This is a genomic window from Amycolatopsis sp. NPDC041971, from assembly GCF_055588925.1.
This window is the reverse complement of the sequence record NZ_JBVJCE010000013.1, coordinates 107,311-133,016: the sequence shown is the minus strand read 5'-3', so window position 1 is coordinate 133,016 and position 25,706 is coordinate 107,311. Positions and strand designations below refer to the sequence as shown.

The following is a 25,706-nucleotide window of genomic DNA, read 5'->3' as shown; positions in this document are numbered from 1 at the left end:
GGTGGTGTGGGGGTGGTGTGGGGGGTGGGTGTTTTTTCTCCCCCCCCCCCCCCCCCCCCCCCCCCCCCCCCCCCCCCCCCCCCCCCCCCCCCCCCGGGGGCTCCTGCTGGCGTTGCTTCGGTACATGAAGGCCCCCTTACACTGCGCCTAGTGCCGTGAAGGGGGCCTTCATGTACTTGGGCTGGCGCGAAGGGCGCGTTCCCGCGCGCTGCTTGTGACGGGTGGGGTCACTGGTGTGCCTGGGGTTTCTGGGGTGACCGGCAGGTCCGTGAAGGGCCCCCTGAGGGACCCAGAGTCCGTGAAGGCCTCCTTCACTACCTTGAGTGGTAGCGAAGGAGGTCTTCCCGGCACTTCACCGATTCAGCTACTGCCCGGAATGCGCTAGAAGGCCCGTTGGTCGCCAATGTCCAACTTGCAGCGGCGGGTCGGCGAGGCGGCAAGTCGGCGAGTCAGGGGGCGCGAGCAGCGGGAGAGCAAGGGACCTTTGCTATCGCCGAACCGTCAGGCAGCGCTCTGATCAGGGCGTTTGTGATACGAGTCGACGTACTCCTGCCCCGAAAGCTCCAGGATCGCGTACATGATCTCGTCGGTCACCGAGCGCCGGATCGCCGGCGACGAGTCCTGTCCCTCGTACCGCGAGAAGTCCAGAGGCGAGCCGTAGGTGACGGTGATCTTCGCCCGCCGCGGGATGCGTTTCCCGGTGGGCTGCAGGTCTTCGGTGCCGGAAAGGGCGACGGGCACGACCTTCGCGCCGGTCGCCAGCGCCAGTGCGGCGACACCGGTGTGGCCGCGGTGCAGCCGTCCGTCCAGCGAGCGGGTGCCCTCGGGGTAGATCGCGAACGCGCCGCCCGCGTCGAGCACCTTCCGCGCCGCTTCCAGCGCGGCGAGACCGGCCTGCGCGTTGCCGCGTTCGACCGGGACGTAGCCGAGGCCGCCCAGGAAACCTGCCATCAGTTTGCCCCTGAGCCCGCGGCCGGTGAAGTACTCCGCCTTGCCGAGGAACTTGACCTGCCGCATCGCCGTGAAAGTGATCACGCCGGTGTCCAAGGCCGCCCGGTGGTTGGGTGCCAGCAGCACCGGCCCGGTCGCGGGAATGTTCTCCACGCCGCGGATGTCGGGGCGATACAGCGCCCTGACCAGCGGGCCCAGCACGAATCGGACGAGTAGCGGTAGCAAGGTTCCTCCATCGACAGGGTGTCGGACTCCAGCATGGCACGATCACTACTCATGAGTTGGTTCGAGCGGCGCACGTGGCAGAACCCCGAGTGGACGCTCGACGACATCGTCGCCGCGAAGGGTGACCGGACGGTTTCGGTCGTGCTACCGGCGCTCGACGAAGAGGACACCGTCGCCGAAGTCGTCGGCACGGTCCGGCCGTTGCTGGGCACGGTCGTCGACGACCTGGTGGTGATGGACTCCGGGTCCACCGACGCCACGGCCGAGCTCGCCGCCCGCGCCGGCGCGCGGGTGGTGCACCGCGAGGACGTGCTCCCCGACCTGCCGCCGGTGCCGGGCAAGGGCGAGGTGCTGTGGCGGTCGCTCGCCGCGACGACCGGTGACGTCGTCGTGTTCCTCGACTCCGACCTCGTCGACCCGGATCCGGCGTTCGTGCCCACGCTGCTCGGGCCGCTGCTCTGCGAGGACGGCGTCCACCTGGTCAAGGGGTTCTACCGGCGGCCGCTGCGACTGGAGAGCAGCGGTGGCGGCCGGGTCACCGAACTGCTGGCGCGACCGGTCCTCTCGGCGCTGCGCCCTTCGCTCTCGGGGCTCATCCAGCCCTTGGGCGGCGAGTACGCCGCGACGCGCGACTTCCTCGAGTCCGTGCCCTTCGCCGCCGGGTACGGCGTCGAGATCGGGCTCATCCTCGACGCCGAAGCGCGTTACGGCCTTGAAGGGCTGGCGCAGGTCAACCTCGGCGTACGCAAGCATCGCAACCGCTCGCTGCTTCAGCTGGGTGTGATGGCGCGCCAGATCCTCGGGACGGCGCTCGCGCGCTGCGGCATCAAGTCCGACGACCCGGCCCACCTCACCCAGTTCGTGCCTTCAGCCGACGAATGGCTGCCGGAGGTCGCCGAGGTGTCGGTGAGTGACCGGCCGCCGATGCGGGACGTGCGCGGCTTGGCCCAGACCTCGCCCCACCGCCCTCAAGGGACAGGCTGCGCCTGACTGATCGCATTCAGGTGTAGGACCTCGTCGAACCCGGCCACCTGCGACTCACGATGGGTCACCAGGACGACGGTGCCGCGTGCGGCCGCGAGCACGTCCGCCAGGACGGCGTCGCCATGCTCCGGATCCAGCCCCTCGACAGGCTCGTCCAGCACGAGCACCGGGGGCGCGGCCAGCACCGCCCGCGCGAGCACGAGCCGCTGACGTTGCCCGCCTGACAGCGCGTCGCCGTCGGAGCCGACCTCGCGGTCCAGCGGCAGATCGAACCCCGCCGTCGCGCACGCCGAGAGCAGCTGCGAGTCAGGAGCGCCGGGCTTCGCGAGCAGCAGGTTCTCCCGGGCGGTCGTGTGGAAGACGTGCGCGTCCGCGAGCGCGCCGGAGATCACCGACGGCAGCAACGCCGGGTCGTACTCCTCAAGCGGCTTGCCGTTCAGCAGTGCGCGCCCGGAAGTCGGCGCCACGGAACCCAGCAGCACGTTCAGCAACGTCGTCTTCCCGGCCCCGCTCGGTCCGAGGATTGCGACCCGTTTGCCCGGCGGCAGATCGAGGTCGACGCCGTCCAGCGCCGGGGCCCTGCCGTCAAAGCGAACGCCGACCCCTTCGAGCCGCAGGTGTCCCGGCTCGGGCACCGCGGTTCCGCGCTCGGACGGCGGTTCGGTCAGCAGCGTGCGCACCCGCTCGGCCGACGCGCGGACCTCGACCCAGCGCTGGGCGGCCGCGGTCAGCGGGAGGACCAGCTCGAACACGGCCAGCGCGCCCAGGGCCAGTGCCGCCGTCTGCGGCCGGGAAACCCCGGCGGTCAACGCGATCGTGACGCAGGTCAGCAGCTGGACAAGGATCCCGGTCGCGGTCAGCAGGCTCGTGCGGTCGGCCGTCGCCCGATCCCTCGAAGCGAGGGCGTCGACAGCGGCGTGCGCGGCGTCCACAGTGGATTCGTGGACACCGTAGGCGATCAGCTCCCATCGCCCGGTGATCAGCTCGACCGACCGTTCGGCGAGGTCCGCGCGGGCCGGAGCGCTTTTCTCCGCCTCCGCGCGGGTGATCCGCACGCACAGCCACGGCAACCCGATCCCGGCGACGGCGAGCCCGAGCGCCAGGACGAGTCCGGCCGCCGGGCTGATGATCAGCGCGACCCCGGTCGACACCGAGCCCACGAACGCGGCCACCCCGGCGGGCAGCAGGCAGCGCAGGATCGCGTCCTGCACGGCGTCCACATCGGACACCAGACGCGTGACGAGGTCACCGCCGGAATGCCGGGAGACCCGGTGCGGCAGCAAAGACGTGTACACACGGGTCCGCAGGGCGCCGAGATAACGCAAGACGACCTCGTGCCCGGCGAGCCGTTCCGCGTAACGCAATCCGCCACGCACCAAGGCCAGCGTCCGGACGGCCACGATCGCCACCGTGAGCGATGCCAGCGGTGGCTGTTCGGCCGCCTTCAGCAGCAGCCACGCGGCGGTCGCCATCAACGCCGGCCCGGCCAGCTCCGCCCCGGCCCCGATCAGCCCGGCACGGACCAGTCGGACGACGTCCTTTGTGGACACACCCCAGACGTTCACACCAGTTCCCGTTCTGTTATGGCGCCATCGCGGACTTCGAGGACGCGGGTGGCCAGCGCGGCCATGGCGGGCCGATGGGCGACGAGTACCGCGGTCCGGCCGGTGAGCAGTTCGCGGGTCGCGCCGAGCACGGCCGCCTCGGTTTCCACGTCGAGCCTGGCGGTCGGTTCGTCGAGCAACGCGAGCCCTGCCTCCGTGCGGGCCAGCGCCCTGGCGAGGCCGAGCCGCTGCCGCTGCCCGGCCGAAAGCGGCGCGCCGAGCTCGCCGATCCGCGTCCGGTAATCATCGGGCAGGCCGCGCGCGACCTCGTCGAACGCCGCCGCGCGAGCCGCCGCCTGGACGTCCGGCACCCGGCCCATGGCGATGTTCTCCTCGACGGTGCCGGTGAACAGCGTCGGCCGTTGCGGCACCCACGCCGTCCCGGCCCGCCACCGCGCCGGATCCAGTTCGCGCAGGTCGACGCCGTCGACGAGGACCCTGCCGGACGTCGGCGTCACGAACCCCAGCAGGACCGCCAGCAACGTGCTCTTCCCGGAACCGCTGGGGCCGACGAGCGCGACGTGCTCACCCGGCTCGATCGTCATGTCCACTTCGGACAGCACGTTCTCTTCGCAGTACGCGACGCTCACCTTCTCCAGCACGATCCGCGGCGCACCGCGGCCGGCCACCCGCGAACCGTGGACGACCTCCTCCGTGGGGACTGCCAGCGCTTCCCGCAGCGTGGCGAGCCCTTCCGCGCTGGCGTGGAACTTCGCCCCGGCCGCCCGCAGCGGCAGGTAGGCCTCCGGTGCGAGCAGCAGCACCAGCACGGCGGTGTGCACGATCATGCCGCCTTCGAGCAGCCGGAAGCCGATCGGCACCGCGACCAGCGCCACCGAAAGTGTCGCCACCAGTTCCAGTACCAGCGCGGACAGGAACGCGACCCGCAAGGTGCGCATCGTCGCGTCCGTATGCGCGTCCGCCATCGCCCGCACCGTCTTCGCCTGCGCCTCGGCGCGGCCGAACACCTTGAGCGTGCCGAGTCCGCGCACGACGTCGAGGAAATGCCCGCCCAGCTTGGAAAGCAGAGACCACTGCTTGGCGGTCTTCGCCTTGGTGTGCTGCCCGACCAGGATCGCGAACACCGGGATCAGCGGCAGTGTCGCGAGGATGATCAGCGCCGACGACAGATCCGCGGCGAACAGCCGGACGAGCACCGCGACCGGCACGATCGCCGACAGCACCAGCGTCGGCAGATAGCCGGTCAGGTAGGCGTCGCCGGCGTCGATTCCCTTGGTCACCAGGGTCGCGACCTCGCCAGGATTCTCCGCCTCCGCACCGAGAAGCCGTTTGCGCGACCCGGCCTTGACCGTCGCCGCGAACCGGCCGCCGAGCGAACCTTGGACGCCCGCGAGCAACACCCGTACCGCGATGGCGGCCACGAGCGTCCAGGTCACCCCGCCGCCGGTGAGCAACGTCGCGAGGCCGTCCGCCTGGACGAGGATCGCCGCGGCGGTCAGCGTTCCGAGGACGGCCAGCACGCCGAAATGGCGTCGCAATCCGGGAAGGGGAGGCATCTCAAGGCTCCTAGAAGTGCAGCAGGGAACGCTGGTCGACGCGGTCGTCGTTCCGGCGCCAGGTCACCCATTGCACGGCGGCGATCGCGACCAGCGCGGGAGGCAGGACGACGGTGAGCAGGCCGAGCATCTCGGTGCTGCCGGCCGCTTCCGTGAGGCTCAGCGAGAATCCGCCGTCCACAGAGGACACCAGGGCGTCCGGCAGGCGCAGGGTTCCGACGGCCAGCACCGGCGACGCGGACAGGGTCATCGTGGCGACCAGCGCCGTCTTGTGCCGCCCCGCGCGCAAAGCCGTGTACGCGAGGCCCAAGGCGCCGAACGCCAGCACGATCGCGGGCAGCACGGTCCACGACGCGGTGGTCTCGAAGGCGCCCCAGCCGACCGCCACGACCAGGAACGCGAGCGCCGGCGCGAACAGCGCCCTGGCGATCCGGTTCGCGCGGACGGTGAACTCGGCGGGTGCCCGCACGGCGAGGAAAGCCGCTCCCTGCAAGGCGAACAGCGCGACGAACCCGGCACCCCAGAGCAGCGCGTACGGATCGAACGAAGCGAGGGTGCCGCCGGTCGGTTTCCCGGCCGCGTCGAGTGGCAGCCCGAGGACGAGATTGCCGAGGAACACACCCCACGACGCCGCCGTCACCCAGGCGCCGACGGTGATCGCCAGCGTCCAGGCGCCGCGGCCGGCGTCCGGCCGCCTGCCGCGCAACTGCACCGCCGCGGTGAACGTGACGAGTCCGAGCAGCAGGATGACGACCGGGAGGTAGGCGCCGGAGAAGACTTTTCCCTCCAGATGCGGGAAAGCGCCGAACAGGACGCCGACCGCGGCCACCAGCCAGACCTCGTTGGCCAGGAAGAACGGGCCGAAGGCGCCGAGCACGCGCCGCCGCCCGGCCTCGTCGCGGCCGATCCTGCCGAGCAGCATCCCGACGCCGTAGTCGTAGCCTGCCAGCGCGAAATAGCCCGCGGTCAGGAAACCGAGCACACACCACCAGAGGATCACCATCGGTCAGACTCCGCTCAGGACGGGAAGCTCGGTGCGCGGCGCGGCCGCCTCTTCGACGGGTTCCGGGCCGCGTTTCGCGACCCGTGACATCAGCACCCAGTCGGCGATCGCCAGCATCAGGAACAACAGCGTGAAAGCGATGAAGGAGAACAGGACCTGTCCCGCCGGAATGGACGCGACGGCGTCGGCGGTGGTCAGCTGCCCGCGGATCAGCCACGGCTGACGGCCGATCTCGCGCACCAGCCAGCCGAGGATCCCCGCGACGAACGGCAGCGGAATGGCCAGCACCATCACGTACAACAGCGGGCGCACCTTGGTGATCCAGTTCCGGAACAGCAGCAGGGTGCCGAGGATCGAGGCGAGGAAGGCGATGAACCCGATCTGGATCATGAAGCCCAGCGAGGCGCCGACGACGGGATCCGTTCCTTCCAGTTTGTCGGGGTGGTACTCCCCGAGCGGACCGAACTGGGCGAAGCCGAAGCCGATCACCAGCGTGCTGCCGACCAGTGAGGTGAGCACGCCGATCCGCAGGGAACGCCGGAAGAATTCGATCTCCGTGGTGCGCTTGATGAAGTGGTACGCGCTGACGCCGACCACGAAGAAGCCGCCGGTCATCAGCGCCGCGCTCAGCACGTGCGGCAGCGACATCGTCAGCGCCGGGTTGGTGAACAGCGCGCCGAAGTCGTCGAGTTTCAGCACGCCGTTCTCGGCGTGCGTGCCGACCGGGTTCTGCAGGAACGAGTTGGCCACCATGATGAACAGCGCCGAGGCGTACGCGGTCAGCGTGACCAGCCAGATCAGTGTCAGGTGGACCCATTTGTTCAGCCGCCCCCAGCCGAAGATCCACAGCCCCAGGAAGGTCGATTCGGCGAAGAACGCCACCAGCGTCTCGATGGCCAGCGGTGCGCCGAAGACGTCACCCGCGACCGCGGACAGGCCCGTCCAGGTGAGTCCGAACTGGAATTCCATCACGATTCCGGTGACGATTCCCAGCGCGTAATTGATCACGTAAAGCTTGCCCCAGAAACGGGTCATCCGCGCGAGTTCCGGCTTGCCACCGAACGCGGAGCGTGTCTGCATCACCGCGACGAGTGTCACGAGCCCCAGTGTGAGCAGCACGAACAGGAAGTGGAACGAGGTCGTCGTCGCGAACTGGAGTCTCGCGATCGGGAGTGCGTCCATGTCGGAGCACTGTATACGTAGGCTGGCTACATGTAGCCACTAAATCTATGAAATCGGGGTGATCTCCGGGACATTCCCTGAGGCCGGTCCGGGAAAGTCACGGCTACCCTGGTAGGCGGCGATGTGTAGACTGTCTATCTATGAAGGCCGACAGTCTGCGCGGGCACCTCGACGCGTTGCTCCTCGCCGTCCTCGACGGCCGGAAGCTCCACGGGTACGCCATCATCGAGGCGCTCCAGCTCCGCAGCGACGGTGCGCTCGACCTGCCGACGGGCACCGTCTACCCGGCGCTTCGCCGGTTGGAGCGCGCCGGATTCCTCGCCAGCGAATGGGACGTCGTCTCCGGTCGCAAACGTCGTACGTACAAGCTCACCCGCTCCGGGCAGAAGGCGCTGGCGGCGGAACGGGCGGAGTGGCAGGAGTTCACGAGTGTGATCGGCGGTGTACTGCTCCAATGAGCCCTCGGCGGGAAAGAGAACCTCGAGCTTGGGGGAGCACGGCATGAGCGCGATCGACTGCTACCTCGGCGATCTGGACAGCCGGTTGAACGGGTCGGCGAGGGCGAAGGCCGATCCGCTCACCGAGGCCAAGGACGGTCTGATCGACGCCGCGGCGGCGTATCGCGAGGGTGGCGCCGAGGAAGCTGAAGCCGAACACCGTGCCGTCGCCGACTTCGGCCCGGCCGACCTGATCGCGCGCGACTATCAGGCCGAACTGGCGTTGCGTGGCGTCATCGGCACCCTGTGGAAGGTCATCGTCGGTGTCCCGCCGCTGATCCTCGGCTGGGATCTCGTGCGGGTGCCGAGCTTCGGCGAATGGTCGAAACCCGGCGCCCCGCGGTCCTGGTATCACCGCGCGATCAGCACGGCCGACACGCTGGCGGCCCTGTCCCCGGCCGTCGCGGTCGCCAGGCTGCTGGAACCGGCCCGCCTGTTCGTCAGTGTGCCGTGCGCGGTCCTGTCCGGGGCGGGGATCCTGTTCAGCACGCGGCTCACGGTCGCCGCGCGGAGTTTCGGGGGAACCACGGCATGACGGTGATCGAGGCTTATCTCGGTGAGCTGCGCACCCGGCTGGACGGCCCGGCGTCGGCGAAGCGGGATTTGCTGCGCGAGGCGAGGGACGGTCTCAACGACGCCGCCGACGCGTACCGCGACGGTGGCTGGAGCGAGCACGAGGCACAACGGCGCGCGGTCGACGAGTTCGGGCCGGTGCATCTGATCGCCAGGGACTATCAGGCCGAACTGGGGATGCACAGTGGCACCCGCACCCTCTGGAAGCTGATCATCGGCGTGCCGATGATGCAGCTCGCCTGGGAGTTCGCCCGCAAATGGACCTTCGGGGACTGGTCGCAGCTCGCACCGACGCCGGCTTGGTACAAATACATCGCCCAGTTCACCCACGGTTCGGTGTTCATCGTGCCGGTGCTGGGGGTGATCGCCCTCGTCTGCATGCGCTGGCTCTCCCGGCGGATGGACGGTACCCGCCTGGTCAAGACCGTCGGGGTGCTGATCGGCGAGGCCGTCGGGTTGAACCTGCTTTCGGTGGCGCTGCTGGTGATCGCGACCGGCGTCATCGACGCGTCGAGGCTGTTCCTGTCCGTGCCGTGCGGGATCCTGATGGTGTTCTGGGTGGTGATCAGCGTGCGACTCGCGTTGCTGGCGCGACGATCTTGGCGTTCGTGTGCCACGATCGTGGCGTGACGACCGCCCTGATCTACCTCGTAGTCATGCTGCTGGTGGCCGCCGTGGTGTTCCTGCTGGCCGCCGCGGTGTTCGGCCGGGGTGAGGAGCTGGCCCCGCTGCCGCCCGGCAGCTCGCCGACCAGGCTGCCCGCCGAGGACATCACCGCCGAGGACGTCCACGCCGTCCGCTATCAGATGGTGCTGCGCGGCTACAAGATGTCCGAAGTGGACTGGGTGATGCGGCGGCTCGGCGTCGAGATCGAGGAGCTGCGGGCCAAGGTCGCGGAACTGCAGGCCGAGCGCGAGGGTGCCAGGTGACCGAGGTCGTCGTCTCCGTCGACGTCGCGGTACCGGCCGGGACGGCTTGGCTCGCGCTGACCGACTGGGAACGCCAGGGCGAATGGATGCTCGGCACCGAGGTCAAGGTCATCGAGGGCAACGGGCGCAGTGTGGGTTCGAAGCTGTCGGCCTTCACCGGCGTCGCCGGCATCGGGTTCACCGACACCATGGAGATCACCGGCTGGGAGCCGCCGCTGCGCTGCGTCGTGCGGCATCTCGGCAAGATCGTGCAGGGCACCGGGGTCTTCCAGGTGATCGAGAAGGGGCCGCATTCGTCGACGTTCGTCTGGGCGGAGCAGCTGCGACCGCCGTTCGGCGTCGTCGGACGGCTCGGCTGGCCGGTCGCGAAACCGGGTTTCGAACTGGGACTGCGGCTGTGCCTGCGGAAATTCGTGAAGTACGCGGAGGGGTACCGGGTTGGCTGAGGCGGGTCTACTGGGCGCGGACGGGATCAAGCGGTGCTCGTGGGGCAATTCGGCCCCGGATTACGCGACCTACCACGACACCGAATGGGGCGTCCCGCTCCATGGCGACGAGGAGCTGTACGAGCGCCTGTGCCTGGAGTCGTTCCAGTCCGGGCTCTCGTGGATCACGATCCTGCGGAAGCGGGAGTCGTTCCGGAAGGCGTTCGTCGGATTCGTGCCGGAGAAGGTCGCCGTCTTCACCGACGACGACGTCTCCCGTCTCATGGAGGACGCTTCGATCGTGCGGAACCGGGCCAAGATCCTGGCGGCGATCAACAACGCCAGGGCGATCGAGGAACTCGACGGTTCGCTGGACGACCTGCTGTGGTCGTTCGCGCCCGACGCGCGTGTCCGGCCCCGCACGATGGCCGACGTCCCGGCGATCACCGACGAGTCGAAGGCGATGGCGAAAGAACTCAAGAAGCGCGGCTTCGTGTTCCTGGGGCCGACGACGTGTTACGCGCTGATGCAGGCGACGGGGATGGTCGACGACCACGTGCAGGACTGCTTCCGGGCCGCCTAGCCGTGTCCGGCCTAGACGGCGCGGGCGTAGAGGTCTTCGGCCAGTCTTCGCAGCGTGCGGTAGCTGCCGTTGAGTTCGATCTGGTGGAAATTCCGCAGTTCGATCACGCAGTGCGTGGCGTACGCGACGGGAATCAGGCCCATCCAGAGGGAGTGGGTGTTGTAGGTGACCGAGCGGACTTCGGGCCAGGTGATCGCGTACCGGACCTTGCGCCCGTGGACGTCGGCGAAACCGCCGTCGAAGACGTAGAGGCCGCCGTCGAGGCGTCTTCGGGTGGAGAGGCACCACCAAAGGAACAGCGGCGTCCACACGAACACCGCTATGGCCAGCGCTCCGGTCGTGTCGCCTTCGCGGATCCCGATGGCCAGAGCGCCCGCTAGTGGAGCGAAGGCGAAGAAGGTGCCGGCGACGCCCGGCCTGCGGCGGTAGCGATGGAGGCAGTCGCCGAGGTCGTGCTCCGCGGCTGTCGCCTGGAGGTGGCGCGGGGTCGGGATCACTCCCGGACGCTAGTCGCGGCGGTCCGGTACCGGTCCCGGGCGCGCTATGAACGGTCCGTTCCTTGCAAATTTCGCAAGGAACGGACCGTTCCTCTCACGCCGCGAGGGGTTACTTGCCCTGAAAGTCCGGCTTCCGCTTGCCGACGAACGCCTCGACGGCCTCGGTGTGGTCGGCCGTCGCGCCGAGCGCGGTCTGGGCCGCGTCCTCGGCCGCCAGCGCGGTTTCGAGGGACGACTCGGCGGCGACGGACAGCACGTTCTTGATCTTCGCGTACGCGACCGTCGGACCGGCCGCGAGTTTCGCGGCGACCTTCTGCGCGCGGGCGGCCAGTTCCTCGTCCGGAACAACTTCGCTGACCAGGCCCAGCGTCAGCGCTTCGGCGGCGTCGACGGTGCGCGCCAGCAGCATCAGCTCGGCCGCGCGGCCGAGACCGATCAGCCGTTGTAGCGTCCACGACGCGCCCGAGTCCGGGCCGAGGCCGACGTTCGCGAACGCCATCAGGAAGTTCGCCGACGTCGCGGCGATCCGGAGGTCGCTCGCGTAGGCGAAGGCCGCGCCCGCGCCGGCGGCGGGGCCGTTCACCGCGGCGATGACCGGCTTCGGCATCCCGACGATGGTCTTGACGATCGGGTTGTAGTGCTCCTTGACCGTGTGTAGCGGCGCCGGGTCACCCGCCTGCAGCAGCCCGACGTGCTCCTTCAGGTCCTGCCCGGCGCAGAACGCCTTGCCCGAACCGGTCAGCACGACCGCACGGACACTGTCGTCGGCCGCGGCCTCGGTCAGGCCCGCCAGCAGCAGTTCCTTGAGTTCGACGGTCAGCGAGTTGTACGCCTGCGGCCGGTTCAGCGTGAAGGTGCGCACGCCATCGGCGTCGGCGGTCAGCAGAACGTCGGATGTGGTCACGGGATCTCCTAGTCGGCGAAACTGCGGTCTGAGAGGAGTCTTTCAGCCTCGCGAGCCGCATACCAGCACCGATACGGCGGCAAAAGATCGGTCCGCGTTCGCGCTCGGCCGCTGATGAGGGACAATGGACAGTAGACCCGGCTGGCTTTGACGAGCGCGACCCGGGCGCGCCGGTTGAGACGGAGGGAGCACGCTATGGCGGCCATGAAGCCCCGGACCGGAGATGGTCCCCTCGAAGTGACTAAGGAGGGGCGGGGCCTCGTGATGCGCGTACCACTCGAAGGTGGTGGGCGCCTCGTCGTCGAACTCTCCGCGGAAGAAGCGAAGGATCTCGGCGCGGCCTTGCAGGAGGTCACCGGCTGAGCCGGACCGCACCAACGTTCAACCACCCGCACCCCGGTCTCCCTTCGGAGGCCGGGGTCGCGGTTCATCTGCGCCCGGAGGTCGCTCACTGTGCGTAACCCGCTACCCCCCGTTCCGGGGAAGCTGCTCGAAATCGAGGTCTCGGACGATTTTCGGCGCGGTACGCCGCTGGCCACGCTGATCGCCGGTCCGTCCGAAGAGGACGGTGACGCCGGGCTCGCGGAGATCGGCGGCGTGCGGCCCACCGGCAAGGCCGGGGACGTGCAGACCGTGCCGACCGGCGGCGTCCGCTGGCTGGCGGGTGTCGGCGACGGTGAGCCGCGGCAGTACCGCAAGGCCGGTGCCGCGCTGGTCCGCGCCGTCACATCCGCGCTGGAGGACGACGTCAAGGCGGGCCAGAAGGCGTTCCGTGCCTTCGCCGTCGAACTGCCAGAGGACGCGGGCGCCGAGCACATCGAGGAACTCGCGTTCGGGCTGCTGCTCGGCGGCTACCGGTTCACCGTGACGGCCGACGAGCCGAAGCCGAGCCCGCGGACCGTGCGCTTGATCACCCGTCACGAGCGTGCCGTGCCCGCGTACGCGAAGGCACTGGAACGGATCCGCGAACTCGCCGCGGCCGCCGCGTTCGCGCGCGACCTGGCGAACACGCCCTCGAATATCAAGACCCCCGCCTGGCTCGCCGACACGGCGGCACGCGTTTCCGGTGGTATTCCCGACCTGACCGTGATGGCCAGGGACGAGAAGTGGCTGGCGGAGCAGGGCTTCGGCGGCGTCCTCGCCGTCGGCGGCGGATCGGCCGCGCCGCCGCGGCTGATCGAGCTGGAGTACCGGCCGCGCGGGGCGACGACGCATCTGCTGCTGGTCGGCAAGGGCATCACCTTCGACACCGGCGGTCTTTCGATCAAACCGGCCGACGGCATGCACCTCATGCGCACCGACATGGCGGGCGGCGCGGCCGTCATCGCCGCGGTCCGCGCGATCGCCGCGCTGCGGCTGCCGGTCAAGGTGACCGGGCTGGTGCCCGCTGCCGAGAACCACGTTTCCGGTTCGTCGTACCGGCCCGGCGACATCGTCCGGCACTACGGCGGCAAGACGACCGAGGTGGGCAACACCGACGCCGAGGGCCGCATGGTCCTGGCCGACGCGCTCGTCTACGGCATCAAGAAGCACAAGCCGGACGCGGTGATCGACGCGGCGACGCTGACCGGCGCCATGAAGGTCTCGCTCGGCGTCCGCACCGGTGGCGTCTTCGCCACCGACGACGCGCTCGCGGAGCGGCTCACGAAGGCGGGCGAGCGGGTCGGCGAGGCGTGGTGGCGGATGCCGCTGCTGGAGGACCTCGCCGAGTCCGTCCAGGGTTCGCTCGGTGACGTCCGGCAGGCGCCCGGCGGTCCCGGCGGCATCGTCGCGGCGCTGTTCCTGCGGGAGTTCGTCGGTGACGTGCCGTGGGCGCATCTCGACATCGCCGGACCCGCGCGGGCCGACAAGACCTACGCCGACGTCGTGCCCGGAGCCACCGGTTTCGCGGCGCGGACGCTGGTCGAACTGGTCGCGTCCTACGCCTGACCTGCGGTTACCTGCGGGGCGGTAGCAAGGGACCTTTGCTGTCGCCCCGTGGGCGCATCCGGGGCATGGGCTGGGTCGGCGCGTCTCCGGCATGGGCGGTGAGACGGCGAGCGATCCCGGTCGCCGGGCCTTTCAGGGACCGGAACACGAGCCACGCCGTGACGGAGCCGAGGACGAGTCCGGCGAGAACGTCGTGCGGATAATGCGCGCCGACGAAGACGCGCGAGAAGCCCATCAGCAGGGCGCCCGGGAGCACCCACGGCGCGAGTCGTCGCCAGGCGAGCGCCAGTCCGACGGCGGCCGCCGCGGCGATCGTGGCGTGGTTGCTCGGGAAGGACCAGTCGCCGGTCGGCGGGCATTCGACGAGGGTGACGAGGTGCCGGCACGGCCGGTCCTCGCGGACCACGCTCTTCGCCGCCTCGCTGACCAGGTACGCGATCGCGGTCGCCGCGGGCACCAGCAGCGACACCGCGAGCCGGGCGGGAGAGGTACGCGCCCGCCAGAAGACCCAGACCATCAAGGCGGCGAAGATCAGCAGTCCCGCGTCGGTGAACAGGACGCCTGATGCCTGAAGCCAGCTCGGGCTCTCACCCGCCAACTCCACGATGTCGTCGTACATTCAGCCGAAGTTAGTGAAAACGCACCCCTGCCGGAGTGGACTAACGGCAGGGATCGACCCTGACGATCGTCACCAGGGCTGCGCGCGAACCCGCTCCCGGAACCGCAGCACGGCGGGCGGCAGCACCACGTCGCGCCGCCAGGCCAGCCCGATGGTCCGCCCGACCGGCGGCACCAGCGGCACTTCGGCGACGCCCGCCGGGCTGCCGGGTTCGAACCGGGGGAGCAGCGCCACTCCGAGCCCGGCCGCGACCAGCCCGCGGACGGTGTCGGACTCCTGGCCCTCGAAGGCGATCTTCGGTGCGAAGCCGGCCGCTGCGCACAAGTCGTCGGTGATGGTGCGGAGGCCGTAACCGGTCTCGAGAAGGACGAATTCCTCGTCCTCGAGGTCTTCGATGGCGGCGCTGGGCCGGTCGGCGAGGCGGTGCGACGTCGGAACGGAGAGGAAGATCTCCTGCTCGGCGAGCACGGCGGTGTCGAGCAGCGGGTCGTCGACCGGCGCGGGCGCGAGCAGCGCGAGGTCGAGTTCGCCGCTGGTCAGCCTGTCGACCACGTCCTGACGTGAGCCCTGGACCAGCGTGAACCGGACTTCCGGATGGTCCGCGCGGTAGCCGCGGAGCAAGGTGGGCACCAGCGACCTGCCGAGCAGGTGCAGGAAGCCGAGGACGACGTGCCCGGATTCGGGGTCGACCTCTTCGCGGGCTTGGCGCACTCCGGCGTCGACGGCGGCGAGTGCCCGTTCGGCGGCTTCGGCCAGCAACTCGGCGGCGCGGGTGAGCCGGATGCCGCGGCCGTCGGGAACCGTCAGTGGCGCGCCGAGAGCCTCGCCGAGCGCCGAGATCCGGCGGCTTACCGTGGGCTGCGGGACACCGAGCAGTTCGGCCGCGCGTGTGACGTTCGTCGTGCGGCGCAGCGCGGTGAGCAACGCGAGCTGAGGGGCTAGCTGGGCGATCATCCTTTCATTCAGCACGGTATCGATTGTGGCAGATGATCGTATTGGACGTATCGTTTAGCCAGGCTTAGCTTCGGGCCGTGCCCGCCACCGGATCCACCCGCCGCGTGACGATCGCCGTCGCCGCGGCCGGGATCTCCTCCTTCGCGTTGCTCTATGCGCCGCAGCCGGTGCTCCCGCAGCTGGCCGAGCAGTACCACCTCGATCCCGGTGGCGCTTCGCTCGCGGTGAGCGTCGCGACCGGCGCCCTCGCGATCGCCGTACTGCCGATCGCGGCGCTCTCCGAGGTCGTGGGACGGCGTCCGGTGATCATCGCTTCGGTGGTCGCGTCGGTCGTGTTGGGATTCCTGCTGCCGCTGGCGCCCGGCTACCCGGTGCTGCTCGTGCTGCGGGCGCTGCAAGGGGTCGCCATCGCGGGCTTCCCCGGCGTGGCCGCGGCCTACCTCGCGGAACGGCTCGGCAAGGCCGGGCTCGCGGCCGCGGTGGGCGCGATGATCGCCGGGAACACCGTCGGCGGCATGATCGGCAGGCTCGCGGCCGGATTCACCGCCGGACCGTTCGGCTACCACGGCGCGCTGGTCGTCGTCGCGGGCATCGGCCTGGTCTGCGCAGTGGTCACGGTGCTGGCCCTGCCGCCAGGAGAGCAAGGGACCTTTGCTCTCACTTCGGCGGATCGTCGCAGGTCAGAGCGGCTCCGTGAGCAGGGACGGGCGGTGCTGGCCGGGCTCGGCGCCGCGGTCCGGAAGCCGGTCCTGCTGGTCCAGTACGCGGTCGCGCTGCTGGCGATGGGCTCGTTCGTCGCGCTGTACAACGCCGCCGGGTTCCGCCTGACCGGTGAGCCGCTGAACCTCTCGCCCGCGATCGCGTCGCTGGTCTTCCTCGCCTACGCCATGGGCGCGGTCTCGTCGGGGACCGCGGGCAAACTCGTCGGCCGGTTCGGCCGCCGCCGGGCACTCGCCGGTGCCCTGCTGCTCACGATCGCGGGCGCCGCGCTGACGCTGTCCGACTCGCTGCCGCTGGTCATCGCCGGTTTCGTGGTGCTGACCGGCGCGTTCTTCGCCGCGCACGCCGTCGCCAACGGCTGGGCCGCGGCGGAGGCGCCCGAGAACGCCCGGGGCCAGGTCGGCGGGCTCTACACGCTTTCGTACTACCTCGGGAGCAGCGTCGGAGGCAACGTCGGCGCGACCGTCTACGGCCATTCGGGCTGGACTTGGCTGATCGTGCTCACCGCCGCTTGGCTCGCCATCGCCGCGATGGCCGTGGTCGCGGTGGTCCCCAAGTCCGCCTTCACGGAACGAGTGCTGAGGCGATAGCAAAGGTCCCTTGCTACGCGATCGCGGCGACCAGCAGCCCGCCGCCCACCGGCAACAGCGCCGGGACCAGCCGTTCGTCCTCCCGGAAGGCCCGCGCGACCTCACGCAGCGCCAGGGTGTCCGGATCGCGCCGTGAGGGATCGGTCACCCTCGTGCCCGAGACGTTGTGGAACGCCAGTATCCCGCCGGGCCGCAGCAACGAGACGGCCCGCTCGTAGCAACTCGGGTACTCGATCGGCGCCGAATCGACGAACACCAGGTCGTAACCGCCCGGCGTGAGCCGGGGGAGGACCTCGAGCGCGCGCCCCAGGATCAGCCGGGTCCGCCCCGGCGGGTAGCCGGCCTCGCGGAACGCCGCCCTCGCCGCCCGGTGGTACTCGGGCTCGATGTCGATCGAAGTGAGGATCCCGTCGTCGACCATGCCGCGGAGCAGGCACAACCCGCTCACCCCGGCCCCGGTCCCGACCTCCACGACGGCCTTCGCCCGCAGCGTCGTGGCGAGAAAACGCAGAGTCGCACCCGCGCCCGCGCTCAGCGGACCGCATCCCAGCTCGACCGACCGCGCCCGCACGGTGGCCAGAACCTCGTCGTCGGGGACGTACCCGTCGACGAGGTCGGCGTCGGCGGCCTCGGCAGACGAGCCCGCATGCGTCCCGGAATTCACACGCGGAGGTTAGCGCTGCCTATCGCCAAAAGAGCGAAGACTCCCTGCTACCGAACTTCTCAGCCTCCTCTCAGTCCAGTCTCACTAGAAACATAAGCAGGCCGGACAGACTGGTCCTCGACAACGGGAACACCGTGCACATCGCCCGCGTTGGGTGGAGTAGTTGGGAGAAGACGCTGATGGAGGTGCCTACTTCCCCGATGCAGGAAACGATGCAGGACCAGCACGCGGACCAGGTCACGCCGGTGACGGTGGACGAGGCCGCATGGACGCCGCCCTCGTGGGACGAGGTCGTGCGTGAGCACGCCGACCGCGTGTACCGATTGGCGTACCGCCTGACCGGTAACGCCCACGACGCCGAAGACCTGACGCAGGAGACCTTCATCCGGGTCTTCCGATCGCTCGCGTCCTACAAGCCCGGCACGTTCGAGGGCTGGCTGCACCGCATCACCACGAACCTCTTCCTCGACATGGCCCGCCGCCGCTCGCGCGTGCGGATGGAAGGCCTCCCCGAGGACACCGACCGCATCGTCGGCGACGACCCGAGCCCGGAGCAGGTCTACTCGGACACGCATCTCGACCCGGACCTGCAGGCCGCGCTCGACGAGTTGCCGCCCGAATTCCGCGCCGCGGTCGTGCTGTGCGACGTCGAAGGCCTCTCGTACGAGGAGATCGGCGCCACCCTCGGTGTCAAGCTCGGCACCGTGCGCAGCCGGATCCACCGCGGCCGCCAGGCGCTTCGCGCTTCTTTGGAGCGCCGTCGCGCCGAGGCGCAGGAGTCTGCGAAGGTGGGGGTATGACCGCACCGCGAGGTTGGGGGCTCCCCGAGTCGCATCTGCTTCCGGACGCCATCGTCGCCTTCGTGGACGGCGAGCTGTCCCTCGGCGCCCAGGACAGGGCTTCGGCGCATCTCGCCCGCTGCCAGGCGTGCGCGGCCGAAGTCTCCGCGCAGCGCCAGGCCGTCAACGCCGTGAAGCAGGCGGGAGCTCCGTCGATGTCGGCGGGTTTCCTGGCCAGCCTGTGCTCCATCCCGCAGAACACCGAACTTCCCGGCACGCCGGACAACCTGGCGATGACGGCGGACGGCCAGTTGGTGGCCATCCAGCGGCCCGACAGGGTCGCCGGCCTTCGTGACACCGGAGTGCTGGGCGGGACCACCCCGCTGGGATCATCGGCACCGCTGGGCCAGTCGCCGAACGTCCTCGGCGGCGGACGGTTCGGCGTCACCCGGCGGAAGTACGCGCAGGGCGCCGGGGTCGTCGTTTCGGGTCTGGTGCTGAGCGCCCTCGCCCTCGTCGCGACCTCGGGTGACGGCGGCGAAGAACAGCCGAACACCGGCTTCACGCCCCCGCAGGGGGTCAACGCCGGTCTGCTGCCCGCGCAGCTGGGCGGCGGCACCCGACCGGAACCGCCGCGCAGCCCCACGCCGAGCCCGAGCACGTCGAGCGCGCCCGTGCCCGTCTCGGCCCGCTGAGCCTGCTTCGTCAGGGTTTGACGAAGCAGATCGTCGCGCTCTTGAACTGCGAAGTCCCGTAGCTGGCGTAGGAGATGACCTCCGCGGTGCCTTCCGCGCACGGACTGTTCACCACGCTCATCTGCGGGAAGACCTCACTGATCTTCAGCCGCGCCGAGCCGCAGTCCTTCAGCGGCGGCGGCGTCTTGGTCTCGATGTCGTCGAAACACAACCCGACCTTGGCGTTGATCGCCAGGCACAGGGCGACGCCGTCCCCGCGCGCCGGCCTGGGGACCGCGTACTCGTAAAAGCCGTCCTTGCAGTTCCAATCGCCCTTGTCGATGCCAGTGAGGCTCACCGCGTAGGGCGCCTGCGGTGAATCACACGGAGTCTTGACCGCGTCGGCCTCCTTGCCGGCCCCGGTCAGTACGACGCAATCACCCTCGGTGAGCGCTTTGGCCTGCTTCTCCGGCCCGGCGGCCGCCTTCAGGACGAAGATGAAGCCGATCCCGCCACCGACCACGACGAGCGCGGCGACGAGCAGCAGCACTTTCACCTTGGTGGACAAGCCCTTCTTCTTGGGCGGCTGCTGCGGCCAGCCCTGCTGCTGCGGCCACTGCTGTTGCGGCCATTGCTGCTGAGGGACGTTCTGGGGCGGAAAAGGAGCCCCCGGGTTCTCCGACATGCCCGTTAGACTGCCAGACGTGAGACACGGTTGCCTCAAGTGTCACATTTCTTGGCCGATCCGGGGAATCAACGCGCACTTCACCGTGGTCACGGCAGAATCCAGGGCAAGGCTTGGCGTACTCTCGCGTCCGGCCAACCTGATCTCAGCCCCGGGGAATGATGACCGAGCAGCCGAACGCGAATCCGCAGCAGCCTGGCGAGCCGGCGGGGGATCGGCTGGCGCCGCGCCCGCTGGCCAGGCCCGCCGTCGATCCGGCGCAAGCGGCCACGTTCGGCAGGCCGCGCGGTGTCGACGGCGCCTTCGACAAGCTGTACCAGCCCGGCACGAACGGGCAGGCCACGCCGGGATTGAACCTGGCGCCCCCGACGCCGGAATCGCTCGCCGAGGCCTTCCGCCGCCCGCCGGGTGCCGAAGGTGTCGTGCTCGAGCGGCCGCACGGGACCAACGGCTCCGAAGCGTCCGCGAACAGTTCGGAAGGCCCGCTCTGGACCACGACCTCGGATCCGTGGCGCGACCCCGGCTCCGGTGCGGTGCTCGCCGGACCCGCCGTCCAGCAGGACTCGGACGAGGAAAAGGACGTGAAACGCCCGCAAGGTGCGTTGCTGAGCCTTCCGGAGGTTCTCTTCGGGCGCCGTGTGCAGACGAAGGCACTCGCGATACTCGCCGCCGTCGCGCTGGTCATCGGTGCCGCCGGCGGGCTGATCGGCTGGTGGTTCGCCGACACCGGCAGCGAACTGACCGGCCAGGCCAGCATCTCCGAGGCCGACGCGGCCAAGGAACGTCCGGCGGGCTCGATCGCGGACATCGCCCACCGGGTGGCGCCCGCCGTGGTCTCGCTCGAGGTGTTCAAGCCCGGCGCCGACGCCGGTCAGCAGGGCTCCGGCGTCGTCATCGACACCCAGGGCTACGTGCTTACGAACGAGCACGTGATCTCCGCCGCGACGGCCGATTCGGCCACCAAGGTCACCGCCGTGTTCTTCGACGGCAGGCGCGTCGAGGCGAAGGTCGTCGGCGCAGACGCCAAAACCGATCTGGCCGTGGTCAAGGTCGACGTCGTCAACCTGACCGCGTTGCAGATCGGGAAGTCTTCCGATCTCGCCGTCGGCGACTCGGTGATCGCCGTCGGCTCGCCGCTGGCGCTGCAGAACTCGGTCACCGCCGGCATCGTGAGCGCGCTCAATCGCCCGGTCACCGCGGGCGGTGACGGCGGAAGCGCGCCGGTGATCTACGAGGCCATCCAGACCGACGCCGCGATCAACCACGGCAACTCGGGCGGCGCGCTCGTCGACGCGACCGGCGCGCTGGTCGGGATCAACTCCGCGATCCGCTCGTCCAGCGCCGAAGGCGGCAGCATCGGCATCGGATTCGCCATCCCGAGCGACTACGCGGTGAAGATCGCGAAAACACTGATCAAGGACGGCAAGGTCGTCCACCCCGACATCGGCATCAACGCTTCGTCCACCGTCGCGGGCTCCAGCACCATGGGCGCGCAGGTCCGCAACGTGGCCCCCGGCGGCCCCGCCGCCTCGGCCGGGATCAAGGAAGGCGACGTCATCACCGAAGTCGGCGGACGGCTCGTACGCGACTCGGCGGAGCTGCTCGTCGCGGTCCGCGCGCGTGAAGTCGGCGAGGTGGTTCCTGTCCGCCTTGTCCGGGATGGGTCTTCGCTTGTCGTGGACGTGAAACTGGCCTCGGACTAGCGAGTTCGGCCGGGGTACCCTGAACGGGGAAGACGCCGAGGCGGAGGTTCACACGGGTGTTCGAGAGTGTCGGCTGGGGCGAGATCCTCATCATCATCGTCGCGGGTCTTTTCATCCTCGGTCCGGAACGGCTGCCCGAAGCGGCGGCCTGGATGGCGAAGAGTGTCCGCAAGGTCCGTGATTTCGCGACCGGGGCCAAGACGCAACTGCGCGAAGAGATGGGCCCGGAGTTCGATCAGCTGCGCAAGCCGCTGGAGGACCTGCGGGGCCTGCGGAACTTCGACCCGAAGCGGGTCGTCACCCAGCACCTGTTCGACGGTGACACGGATCCGCTGGGGCTCAACAACGTCAACGGGACCAATGGTGGCAGCGGGACCAACGGCGCTTCGAAGCCCAACGGCTACCCGGCGACGGCTTCGCAGCCGGAGCCGCTGAAGCCGGGGGAGCGCCCGCCGGTCGACCCCGACGCCACCTGACCCCTCATGCATTTAGTCCTCTGAATGCGATCCTTGCGTGTGCAAGTACCGCATTCAGAGGACTAAATGCGGTCAGCGACCCGCGGGGGTCACGTTCAGCATCATCCCGGCCAGTCCGCGCGCGCGGACGGTCAGCTTCTTCGCCGCCTCCTTGAGCACGAGCGACGCCGGCGCGTCCGGCTCCGCCAGCACGATCGGCGTGCCCGCGTCGCCGAGGGTGACCACGCGCGGGTCCATCGGGATCTGCCCGAGCAGCGGCACGGTCGACCCGACCGACTTCGACAGCGAGTCGGCGACGGACTGCCCACCCCCGGCCCCGAAGATCTCCATCCGCTGGCCGTCGGGCGTTTCGAGCCACGACATGTTCTCGATGACCCCGGCCACCCGCTGCCGCGTCTGCAACGCGATCGCGCCCGCGCGCTCGGCCACCTCGGCGGCCGCCTGCTGCGGGGTGGTGACGACCAGGATCTCCGCGTTCGGGATGAGCTGCGCCACCGAGATCGCGATGTCGCCGGTGCCCGGCGGCAGGTCCAGCAGCAGGATGTCGAGGTCGCCCCAGAACACGTCGGCGAGGAACTGCTGCAGCGCGCGGTGCAGCATCGGCCCGCGCCACACGACGGGGGTGTTGCCCGGGGTGAACATGCCGATCGAGATCACCTTCACGCCGTGCGCCTGCGGCGGCATGATCATGGTGTCGACCTTGGTCGGCTTCTCCCGCGTGCCGAGCATCCGCGGCACCGAATGCCCGTAGATGTCCGCGTCCACCACGCCGACGGAAAGCCCGCGTTCGGCCATAGCGGCCGCGAGGTTCACCGTCACCGAGGACTTGCCGACGCCGCCCTTGCCGGACGCGACGCAGTAGACACGTGTCAGCGAACCGGGCTGCGCGAACGGGATCACCGGTTCCGCGGCGTCGCCGCGCAGCGATTTTCGCAGCTCCGTGCGTTGTTCGTCACTCATCACGTCGAGCTCGACCCGGACGTCGCTGACGCCAGGGAGCTTCTTGACGGCTTCGGTGGTGTCGTTGGTCAGCGTCGCCTTCAGCGGGCAACCGGCGACCGTCAGGTAGATCCCGACGGTGACCACACCGTCCGAGCCGACCTCGACGCCCTTGACCATGCCGAGTTCGGTGATCGGTTTCTTGATCTCCGGGTCGTACACGGCCTTCAGCGCGGTGCGGACATCGTCGACGCTGGGGAGTTGCTGCGTACTGGTCACCCCACCATGTTACGTACCGGTAGCGGCGCGGTCGGGTTTGGCCTTGCGCGGCTTGGCATCGAGATCTTCACGGAGCCGGTCGAGCTCGCTCCGCAGGAAGTCCCGGGTGGCGACCTCGCCGAGCGCGATCCGCAGCGACGCCAGCTCCCGCGCGAGGTATTCGGTGTCCGCCTTGGTCTGCTCGGCCCGTTTCCGGTCTTCCTTCAGCGAGACGCTGTCGCGGTCGTCCTGGCGGTTCTGCGCCAGCAGGATGAGCGGCGCGGCGTAGGCGGCCTGGGTCGAGAACGCCAGGTTCAGCAGGATGAACGGATACGGGTCCCAGCGCAGTGAGACCGCCACCAGGTTCAGCACGATCCAGACGATGACGGTGAGTGTCTGCCAGAAGAGGTACTTGCCGGTGCCGAGGAACCGCGCGACCCGTTCGGTGAGCCTGCCGAAGGTGTCCGGATCCAGGTTCAACCTGAACCGGCCTTGGCCGCGGGGCTGGTCGAGCCGTCGACCGGACGTCAGTTCAGGCACGTTCGGCCTCCTCGCTCTCTTCGGTGGTCTCGCCGGTGCTGTCGTGCAGCCCGGTCTCGCGCCAGTCCTCCGGCAGCAGGTGGTCGAGCACGTCGTCGACGGTGACCGCGCCGAGCAGGTGGTGCTCGGCGTCCACCACCGGCCCGCAGGTGAGGTTGTAGGCGGCGAAGTATCGGGTGACCTCGGACAAGGTCGCGTTCGGCCGCAGCGCGGGCAACTGGGCGTCGACGGCGCTCGCCACCATCTCCGCGGGTGGTTCACGCAACAGCCGCTGGAAGTGGACGACACCGACGAAGCGGCCGGTCGGCGTCTCCGTCGGCGGACGGCTGACGAACACCATGCTCGCCAGCGCCACCGGCAGGTCGGCGTTGCGGATGTGTGCGAGTGCCTCCGCGACCGTGGCGTCCGGCGTCAGCACCACCGGTTCGGGGGTCATCAGCCCGCCCGCGGTGTCGGACGAGTACTTCAGCAGCCGTTTCACCGGCGCCGATTCCTCGGGTTCCATCAGTTCCAGGAACCGGTTCTGATCGGCGGGTGCCAGTTCGGCCAGCAGGTCGGCGGCGTCGTCGGGGTTCATCGCTTCGAGGATGTCGGCGGCCCGTTCCTCGGCGAGGTAGGACATCAGTTCCTTCTGGTCGTCCTCGGGAAGCTCCTCGATGACGTCGGCGAGGTGCTCGTCGTCCATCGCGTCGGCCACCTCGTGCCGCCGTTTCAGCGGCAGATCACGGACCGTGGCGGCGATGTCGGCCGCGCGCATGGTGTCGAACAGCATCAGCAGCTGAGCCGCGCCCTGGGTCTGGCCGGTCAGGTCGGTGAGCCCCAGTCCGGACACCTCCGACCACGGCAGCACCTGCATCGGCGTGCGCCGCTTGCCCAGGCTGAGCCTGCTCGACCGTTCGCGGATCGCGAGTTTCGCGAGCACCCAGTCCCGCGTTCGCGTCGGCTCCATGCCGGCGTCGACGACGGTGACGCGGGTGTCCGAGCCCGCGAGCGTCGCGTACGCGTCGAAAAGCTGCCCGACCACCAGTACCTCGTTGGGCCGCTGATGGAATCGCCGCATGTTCACCGAGCCGGTCGCGAGGGTGACCGCGCTGGGCTCGATCGAGGTCACGCGCAACATCGGCACGAACACCCGGCGTCTGGTCGTCAGTTCGACCACGATGCCCAGGATCCGCGGTGGCTGCTGGTCCAGGCGCAGGCCCGCCACCACGTCCCGCACCTTGCCGATAGATTCGCCATCGGGTCCGAAAACCGGCAAACCGGCGAGTTGAGCTGCGAATACCCTGTTCACGGCTGCCATGCCCGAAGGTTATCGGCTCCCGGGGCGGGAGACGATTCGTGTGATCATGGCAATGCCCAAGCCGCGATTCCGGGAACGGCGGCGTAGGCCGGGTCTTCGGCGATGGTCTCGGGTGACTCGCCCTCGGCGAGATCCTCGTGGAGCCAGATCCAGTTCTGCACCGCGCGGACGAGCGTCCACGCACGCGTGCGTTCGGCGTCCACCCCGGCCGCCGAGGCGTACCACGTGATCTTTCGTCCATTGTGGACTCGTTCGCCCGGTTCCAGAGGATCGAGATCGCACCGAATTCGAGGTCGCCCGAAAGCGGCTTCGGGTCGATCACCAGCCACGGTTCACGTTCCCCGGCGAGGACGTTCTCGAAGTGCAGATCCTCGTTCACCATCAGCCGACCGGCTTGGGGTCCGAGGTTCGCGCAGATTTCCACGGCCGCGTCGATGTACTCGCGGCCGAACGGTTCACCCAGTTCGCTCCAGGACTCCGGAAGTTCGGTGACCAGCTCCGCGGCTTCCTCGCGAAGAGACCGCCGCAGCGTTTCGGGAGCGGGGACGGCCAGCCGTCGCGCGATCGCGCCGACCGTCTCGACGGCCTGCCGGATCGGCTCCGTTTCCAGCGACCGGGTGGCGTCGAGCCGCTCCAGGAGCAGCACGCCGTCCTCGGGCACGTTGTCGTACATCAGGACCGCGCCCTGACCGGCCCAAGTGGACAGTGCGAGCGGTTCGTCGTCGGATTCCTCGTGCGGCCAGCCGAGTTTGAGGATCGCGGGGGAGCCGTCCGCGCGGCGCACGGGCTGCGCGACGCCGACGAAACCGTGCATGGCCTCGCCGTCGTAGTCGAGCTGCCACTTGGCGGTGTACTTCTCGGCGAGGAACGGCAGGGAATCGAGCCATTCGGCGGCTCCGGGGCCGAGTCCGGCGGCGCGGTCGAGGAATTTGGGCGGGATCTTGAAACCGGTCACGAACCCACCTTGACAGGCATGTCCACCGGGTTTCCTCCGTGCCCCGC

The 25,706-nt window shown here is 69.6% G+C and carries 28 protein-coding genes and 1 pseudogene; 14 read left to right on the top strand and 15 right to left on the bottom strand.

Going from position 1 to position 25,706, the window contains the following annotated elements:
• Nucleotides 1–501: 501 nt before the first annotated feature.
• Nucleotides 502–1,176, bottom strand: a complete 675-nt coding sequence (locus tag ACZ6DT_RS25005) for a lysophospholipid acyltransferase family protein (RefSeq protein WP_465599410.1) — start codon at nt 1,174–1,176, stop codon at nt 502–504.
• Nucleotides 1,177–1,227: 51 nt separating this feature from the next.
• On the opposite strand from ACZ6DT_RS25005, the gene ACZ6DT_RS25000 reads away from it, so the two are divergent.
• Nucleotides 1,228–2,166, top strand: coding sequence for a glucosyl-3-phosphoglycerate synthase (locus ACZ6DT_RS25000; RefSeq protein WP_465599408.1), 939 nt, complete (start codon nt 1,228–1,230; stop codon nt 2,164–2,166).
• Here ACZ6DT_RS25000 and cydC read toward each other — a convergent pair.
• The 4 genes from cydC to ACZ6DT_RS24980 are packed head-to-tail and all read right to left on the bottom strand — an operon-like array spanning nt 2,145 to nt 7,466.
• Nucleotides 2,145–3,725, bottom strand: a complete 1,581-nt coding sequence (gene cydC / locus ACZ6DT_RS24995; protein ID WP_465599406.1) for a thiol reductant ABC exporter subunit CydC — start codon at nt 3,723–3,725, stop codon at nt 2,145–2,147. The genes ACZ6DT_RS25000 and cydC overlap by 22 nt on opposite strands.
• Nucleotides 3,722–5,281: a thiol reductant ABC exporter subunit CydD gene (cydD, locus tag ACZ6DT_RS24990; protein WP_465599404.1), complete on the bottom strand. Its 1,560-nt coding sequence runs from the start codon at nt 5,279–5,281 to the stop codon at nt 3,722–3,724. Before cydD ends, cydC begins: the two co-directional genes overlap by 4 nt.
• A 10-nt stretch (nt 5,282–5,291) precedes the next feature.
• The gene (locus tag ACZ6DT_RS24985) at nt 5,292–6,284 is read right to left on the bottom strand and encodes a cytochrome d ubiquinol oxidase subunit II (RefSeq protein ID WP_465599402.1); all 993 of its coding nucleotides are present in this window, start codon (nt 6,282–6,284) and stop codon (nt 5,292–5,294) included.
• Nucleotides 6,285–6,287: 3 nt separating this feature from the next.
• Nucleotides 6,288–7,466, bottom strand: a complete 1,179-nt coding sequence (locus ACZ6DT_RS24980) for a cytochrome ubiquinol oxidase subunit I (RefSeq protein WP_465599400.1) — start codon at nt 7,464–7,466, stop codon at nt 6,288–6,290.
• 140 nt (nt 7,467–7,606) lie between these two features.
• Between ACZ6DT_RS24980 and ACZ6DT_RS24975 the strand changes: the two genes are divergently transcribed.
• Genes ACZ6DT_RS24975 through ACZ6DT_RS24950 form a run of 6 tightly spaced genes read left to right on the top strand, consistent with a single transcriptional unit; the run spans nt 7,607 to nt 10,473 of the window.
• Nucleotides 7,607–7,924, top strand: coding sequence for a helix-turn-helix transcriptional regulator (locus ACZ6DT_RS24975; RefSeq protein ID WP_360095741.1), 318 nt, complete (start codon nt 7,607–7,609; stop codon nt 7,922–7,924).
• A gap of 43 nt (nt 7,925–7,967) precedes the next feature.
• A complete protein-coding gene (locus tag ACZ6DT_RS24970; RefSeq protein ID WP_465599398.1) occupies nt 7,968–8,498 on the top strand; it encodes a permease prefix domain 1-containing protein in 531 nt (176 codons plus the stop codon).
• Nucleotides 8,495–9,166 carry a permease prefix domain 1-containing protein gene (locus tag ACZ6DT_RS24965; protein ID WP_465599396.1) on the top strand — a complete coding sequence of 224 codons (672 nt, stop codon included), beginning with the start codon at nt 8,495–8,497 and terminating at the stop codon, nt 9,164–9,166. Before ACZ6DT_RS24970 ends, ACZ6DT_RS24965 begins: the two co-directional genes overlap by 4 nt.
• The gene (locus tag ACZ6DT_RS24960) at nt 9,163–9,465 is read left to right on the top strand and encodes a DivIVA domain-containing protein (RefSeq protein WP_465599394.1); all 303 of its coding nucleotides are present in this window, start codon (nt 9,163–9,165) and stop codon (nt 9,463–9,465) included. The genes ACZ6DT_RS24965 and ACZ6DT_RS24960 overlap by 4 nt, the downstream gene beginning before the upstream one ends.
• Nucleotides 9,462–9,911, top strand: coding sequence for an SRPBCC family protein (locus ACZ6DT_RS24955; protein ID WP_465599392.1), 450 nt, complete (start codon nt 9,462–9,464; stop codon nt 9,909–9,911). The genes ACZ6DT_RS24960 and ACZ6DT_RS24955 overlap by 4 nt, the downstream gene beginning before the upstream one ends.
• On the top strand, nt 9,904–10,473 hold the full coding sequence (locus ACZ6DT_RS24950; RefSeq protein ID WP_465599390.1) for a DNA-3-methyladenine glycosylase I: 570 nt from the start codon (nt 9,904–9,906) through the stop codon (nt 10,471–10,473). The genes ACZ6DT_RS24955 and ACZ6DT_RS24950 overlap by 8 nt, the downstream gene beginning before the upstream one ends.
• 11 nt (nt 10,474–10,484) lie before the next feature.
• Here ACZ6DT_RS24950 and ACZ6DT_RS24945 read toward each other — a convergent pair whose 3' ends face one another.
• Together ACZ6DT_RS24945 and ACZ6DT_RS24940 are read right to left on the bottom strand one after the other, a co-directional pair.
• Entirely contained in the window at nt 10,485–10,970 is a 486-nt protein-coding gene (locus ACZ6DT_RS24945) for a hypothetical protein (protein ID WP_465599388.1), read from the bottom strand.
• A 109-nt stretch (nt 10,971–11,079) separates the two neighbouring features.
• The gene (locus ACZ6DT_RS24940; protein ID WP_465599386.1) at nt 11,080–11,874 is read right to left on the bottom strand and encodes an enoyl-CoA hydratase/isomerase family protein; all 795 of its coding nucleotides are present in this window, start codon (nt 11,872–11,874) and stop codon (nt 11,080–11,082) included.
• 195 nt (nt 11,875–12,069) lie between these two features.
• Here ACZ6DT_RS24940 and ACZ6DT_RS24935 point away from each other — a divergent pair, with 195 nt between their 5' ends.
• Both ACZ6DT_RS24935 and ACZ6DT_RS24930 read left to right on the top strand, forming a co-directional pair.
• The gene (locus ACZ6DT_RS24935; protein WP_005155393.1) at nt 12,070–12,237 is read left to right on the top strand and encodes a DUF3117 domain-containing protein; all 168 of its coding nucleotides are present in this window, start codon (nt 12,070–12,072) and stop codon (nt 12,235–12,237) included.
• A gap of 90 nt (nt 12,238–12,327) precedes the next feature.
• Nucleotides 12,328–13,803 carry a leucyl aminopeptidase family protein gene (locus ACZ6DT_RS24930; RefSeq protein ID WP_465599384.1) on the top strand — a complete coding sequence of 492 codons (1,476 nt, stop codon included), beginning with the start codon at nt 12,328–12,330 and terminating at the stop codon, nt 13,801–13,803.
• A 7-nt stretch (nt 13,804–13,810) separates the two neighbouring features.
• On the opposite strand, the gene ACZ6DT_RS24925 is transcribed toward ACZ6DT_RS24930, so the two are convergent.
• Together ACZ6DT_RS24925 and ACZ6DT_RS24920 are read right to left on the bottom strand one after the other, a co-directional pair.
• A complete protein-coding gene (locus ACZ6DT_RS24925; RefSeq protein ID WP_465599382.1) occupies nt 13,811–14,422 on the bottom strand; it encodes a phosphatase PAP2 family protein in 612 nt (203 codons plus the stop codon).
• Nucleotides 14,423–14,491: 69 nt separating this feature from the next.
• On the bottom strand, nt 14,492–15,376 hold the full coding sequence (locus ACZ6DT_RS24920) for a LysR family transcriptional regulator (RefSeq protein WP_465599654.1): 885 nt from the start codon (nt 15,374–15,376) through the stop codon (nt 14,492–14,494).
• A 104-nt stretch (nt 15,377–15,480) separates the two neighbouring features.
• On the opposite strand from ACZ6DT_RS24920, the gene ACZ6DT_RS24915 reads away from it, so the two are divergent.
• The gene (locus ACZ6DT_RS24915) at nt 15,481–16,686 is read left to right on the top strand and encodes an MFS transporter (RefSeq protein WP_465599652.1); all 1,206 of its coding nucleotides are present in this window, start codon (nt 15,481–15,483) and stop codon (nt 16,684–16,686) included.
• A 13-nt stretch (nt 16,687–16,699) separates the two neighbouring features.
• On the opposite strand, the gene ACZ6DT_RS24910 is transcribed toward ACZ6DT_RS24915, so the two are convergent.
• A complete protein-coding gene (locus tag ACZ6DT_RS24910; RefSeq protein WP_465599380.1) occupies nt 16,700–17,350 on the bottom strand; it encodes an O-methyltransferase in 651 nt (216 codons plus the stop codon).
• Nucleotides 17,351–17,550: 200 nt separating this feature from the next.
• Here ACZ6DT_RS24910 and sigE point away from each other — a divergent pair, with 200 nt between their 5' ends.
• Together sigE and ACZ6DT_RS24900 are read left to right on the top strand one after the other, a co-directional pair.
• A complete protein-coding gene (gene sigE, locus ACZ6DT_RS24905; RefSeq protein ID WP_465599378.1) occupies nt 17,551–18,150 on the top strand; it encodes an RNA polymerase sigma factor SigE in 600 nt (199 codons plus the stop codon).
• On the top strand, nt 18,147–18,824 hold the full coding sequence (locus ACZ6DT_RS24900) for an anti-sigma factor family protein (protein ID WP_465599376.1): 678 nt from the start codon (nt 18,147–18,149) through the stop codon (nt 18,822–18,824). Before sigE ends, ACZ6DT_RS24900 begins: the two co-directional genes overlap by 4 nt.
• A gap of 10 nt (nt 18,825–18,834) precedes the next feature.
• Here the strand turns inward: ACZ6DT_RS24900 and ACZ6DT_RS24895 are convergent, their stop codons facing one another.
• Complete coding sequence (locus ACZ6DT_RS24895; protein WP_465599374.1) at nt 18,835–19,488, bottom strand: LppU/SCO3897 family protein; 654 nt, start codon at nt 19,486–19,488, stop codon at nt 18,835–18,837.
• 161 nt (nt 19,489–19,649) lie between these two features.
• Between ACZ6DT_RS24895 and ACZ6DT_RS24890 the strand changes: the two genes are divergently transcribed.
• A complete protein-coding gene (locus ACZ6DT_RS24890; RefSeq protein ID WP_465599372.1) occupies nt 19,650–21,191 on the top strand; it encodes a S1C family serine protease in 1,542 nt (513 codons plus the stop codon).
• 56 nt (nt 21,192–21,247) lie between these two features.
• On the top strand, nt 21,248–21,667 hold the full coding sequence (tatB, locus tag ACZ6DT_RS24885; RefSeq protein WP_465599370.1) for a Sec-independent protein translocase protein TatB: 420 nt from the start codon (nt 21,248–21,250) through the stop codon (nt 21,665–21,667).
• Between the two features lie 72 nt (nt 21,668–21,739).
• On the opposite strand, the gene ACZ6DT_RS24880 is transcribed toward tatB, so the two are convergent.
• The 4 genes and pseudogenes from ACZ6DT_RS24880 to ACZ6DT_RS24865 all read right to left on the bottom strand — a co-directional run bounded on the left by ACZ6DT_RS24880 (nt 21,740) and on the right by ACZ6DT_RS24865 (nt 25,659).
• Nucleotides 21,740–22,885 (bottom strand): Mrp/NBP35 family ATP-binding protein, encoded by a 1,146-nt coding sequence (locus ACZ6DT_RS24880; RefSeq protein ID WP_465599368.1) that lies wholly within the window; start codon nt 22,883–22,885, stop codon nt 21,740–21,742.
• A gap of 9 nt (nt 22,886–22,894) precedes the next feature.
• Nucleotides 22,895–23,404, bottom strand: a complete 510-nt coding sequence (locus ACZ6DT_RS24875; RefSeq protein ID WP_465599366.1) for a DUF1003 domain-containing protein — start codon at nt 23,402–23,404, stop codon at nt 22,895–22,897.
• On the bottom strand, nt 23,397–24,704 hold the full coding sequence (locus ACZ6DT_RS24870; RefSeq protein ID WP_465599364.1) for a magnesium transporter MgtE N-terminal domain-containing protein: 1,308 nt from the start codon (nt 24,702–24,704) through the stop codon (nt 23,397–23,399). The genes ACZ6DT_RS24875 and ACZ6DT_RS24870 overlap by 8 nt, the downstream gene beginning before the upstream one ends.
• Before the next feature lie 44 nt (nt 24,705–24,748).
• Nucleotides 24,749–25,659, bottom strand: a pseudogene (locus ACZ6DT_RS24865) (aminoglycoside phosphotransferase family protein).
• Nucleotides 25,660–25,706 lie beyond the last annotated feature (47 nt).

Excerpts from the sequence above, each read along its gene's own strand:
- ACZ6DT_RS25000 (WP_465599408.1), top strand. The coding sequence starts at position 1,228 with ATGAGTTGGTTCGAGCGGCGCACGTGGCAGAACCCCGAGTGGACGCTC.
- cydD (WP_465599404.1), bottom strand. The coding sequence starts at position 5,281 with ATGCCTCCCCTTCCCGGATTGCGACGCCATTTCGGCGTGCTGGCCGTC.
- ACZ6DT_RS24985 (WP_465599402.1), bottom strand. The coding sequence starts at position 6,284 with ATGGTGATCCTCTGGTGGTGTGTGCTCGGTTTCCTGACCGCGGGCTAT.
- ACZ6DT_RS24980 (WP_465599400.1), bottom strand. The coding sequence starts at position 7,466 with ATGGACGCACTCCCGATCGCGAGACTCCAGTTCGCGACGACGACCTCG.
- ACZ6DT_RS24975 (WP_360095741.1), top strand. The coding sequence starts at position 7,607 with ATGAAGGCCGACAGTCTGCGCGGGCACCTCGACGCGTTGCTCCTCGCC.
- ACZ6DT_RS24970 (WP_465599398.1), top strand. The coding sequence starts at position 7,968 with ATGAGCGCGATCGACTGCTACCTCGGCGATCTGGACAGCCGGTTGAAC.
- ACZ6DT_RS24965 (WP_465599396.1), top strand. The coding sequence starts at position 8,495 with ATGACGGTGATCGAGGCTTATCTCGGTGAGCTGCGCACCCGGCTGGAC.
- ACZ6DT_RS24935 (WP_005155393.1), top strand. The coding sequence starts at position 12,070 with ATGGCGGCCATGAAGCCCCGGACCGGAGATGGTCCCCTCGAAGTGACT.
- ACZ6DT_RS24925 (WP_465599382.1), bottom strand. The coding sequence starts at position 14,422 with ATGTACGACGACATCGTGGAGTTGGCGGGTGAGAGCCCGAGCTGGCTT.
- ACZ6DT_RS24920 (WP_465599654.1), bottom strand. The coding sequence starts at position 15,376 with ATGATCGCCCAGCTAGCCCCTCAGCTCGCGTTGCTCACCGCGCTGCGC.
- sigE (WP_465599378.1), top strand. The coding sequence starts at position 17,551 with ATGCAGGAAACGATGCAGGACCAGCACGCGGACCAGGTCACGCCGGTG.
- ACZ6DT_RS24900 (WP_465599376.1), top strand. The coding sequence starts at position 18,147 with ATGACCGCACCGCGAGGTTGGGGGCTCCCCGAGTCGCATCTGCTTCCG.
- ACZ6DT_RS24895 (WP_465599374.1), bottom strand. The coding sequence starts at position 19,488 with ATGTCGGAGAACCCGGGGGCTCCTTTTCCGCCCCAGAACGTCCCTCAG.
- ACZ6DT_RS24890 (WP_465599372.1), top strand. The coding sequence starts at position 19,650 with ATGACCGAGCAGCCGAACGCGAATCCGCAGCAGCCTGGCGAGCCGGCG.
- ACZ6DT_RS24870 (WP_465599364.1), bottom strand. The coding sequence starts at position 24,704 with ATGGCAGCCGTGAACAGGGTATTCGCAGCTCAACTCGCCGGTTTGCCG.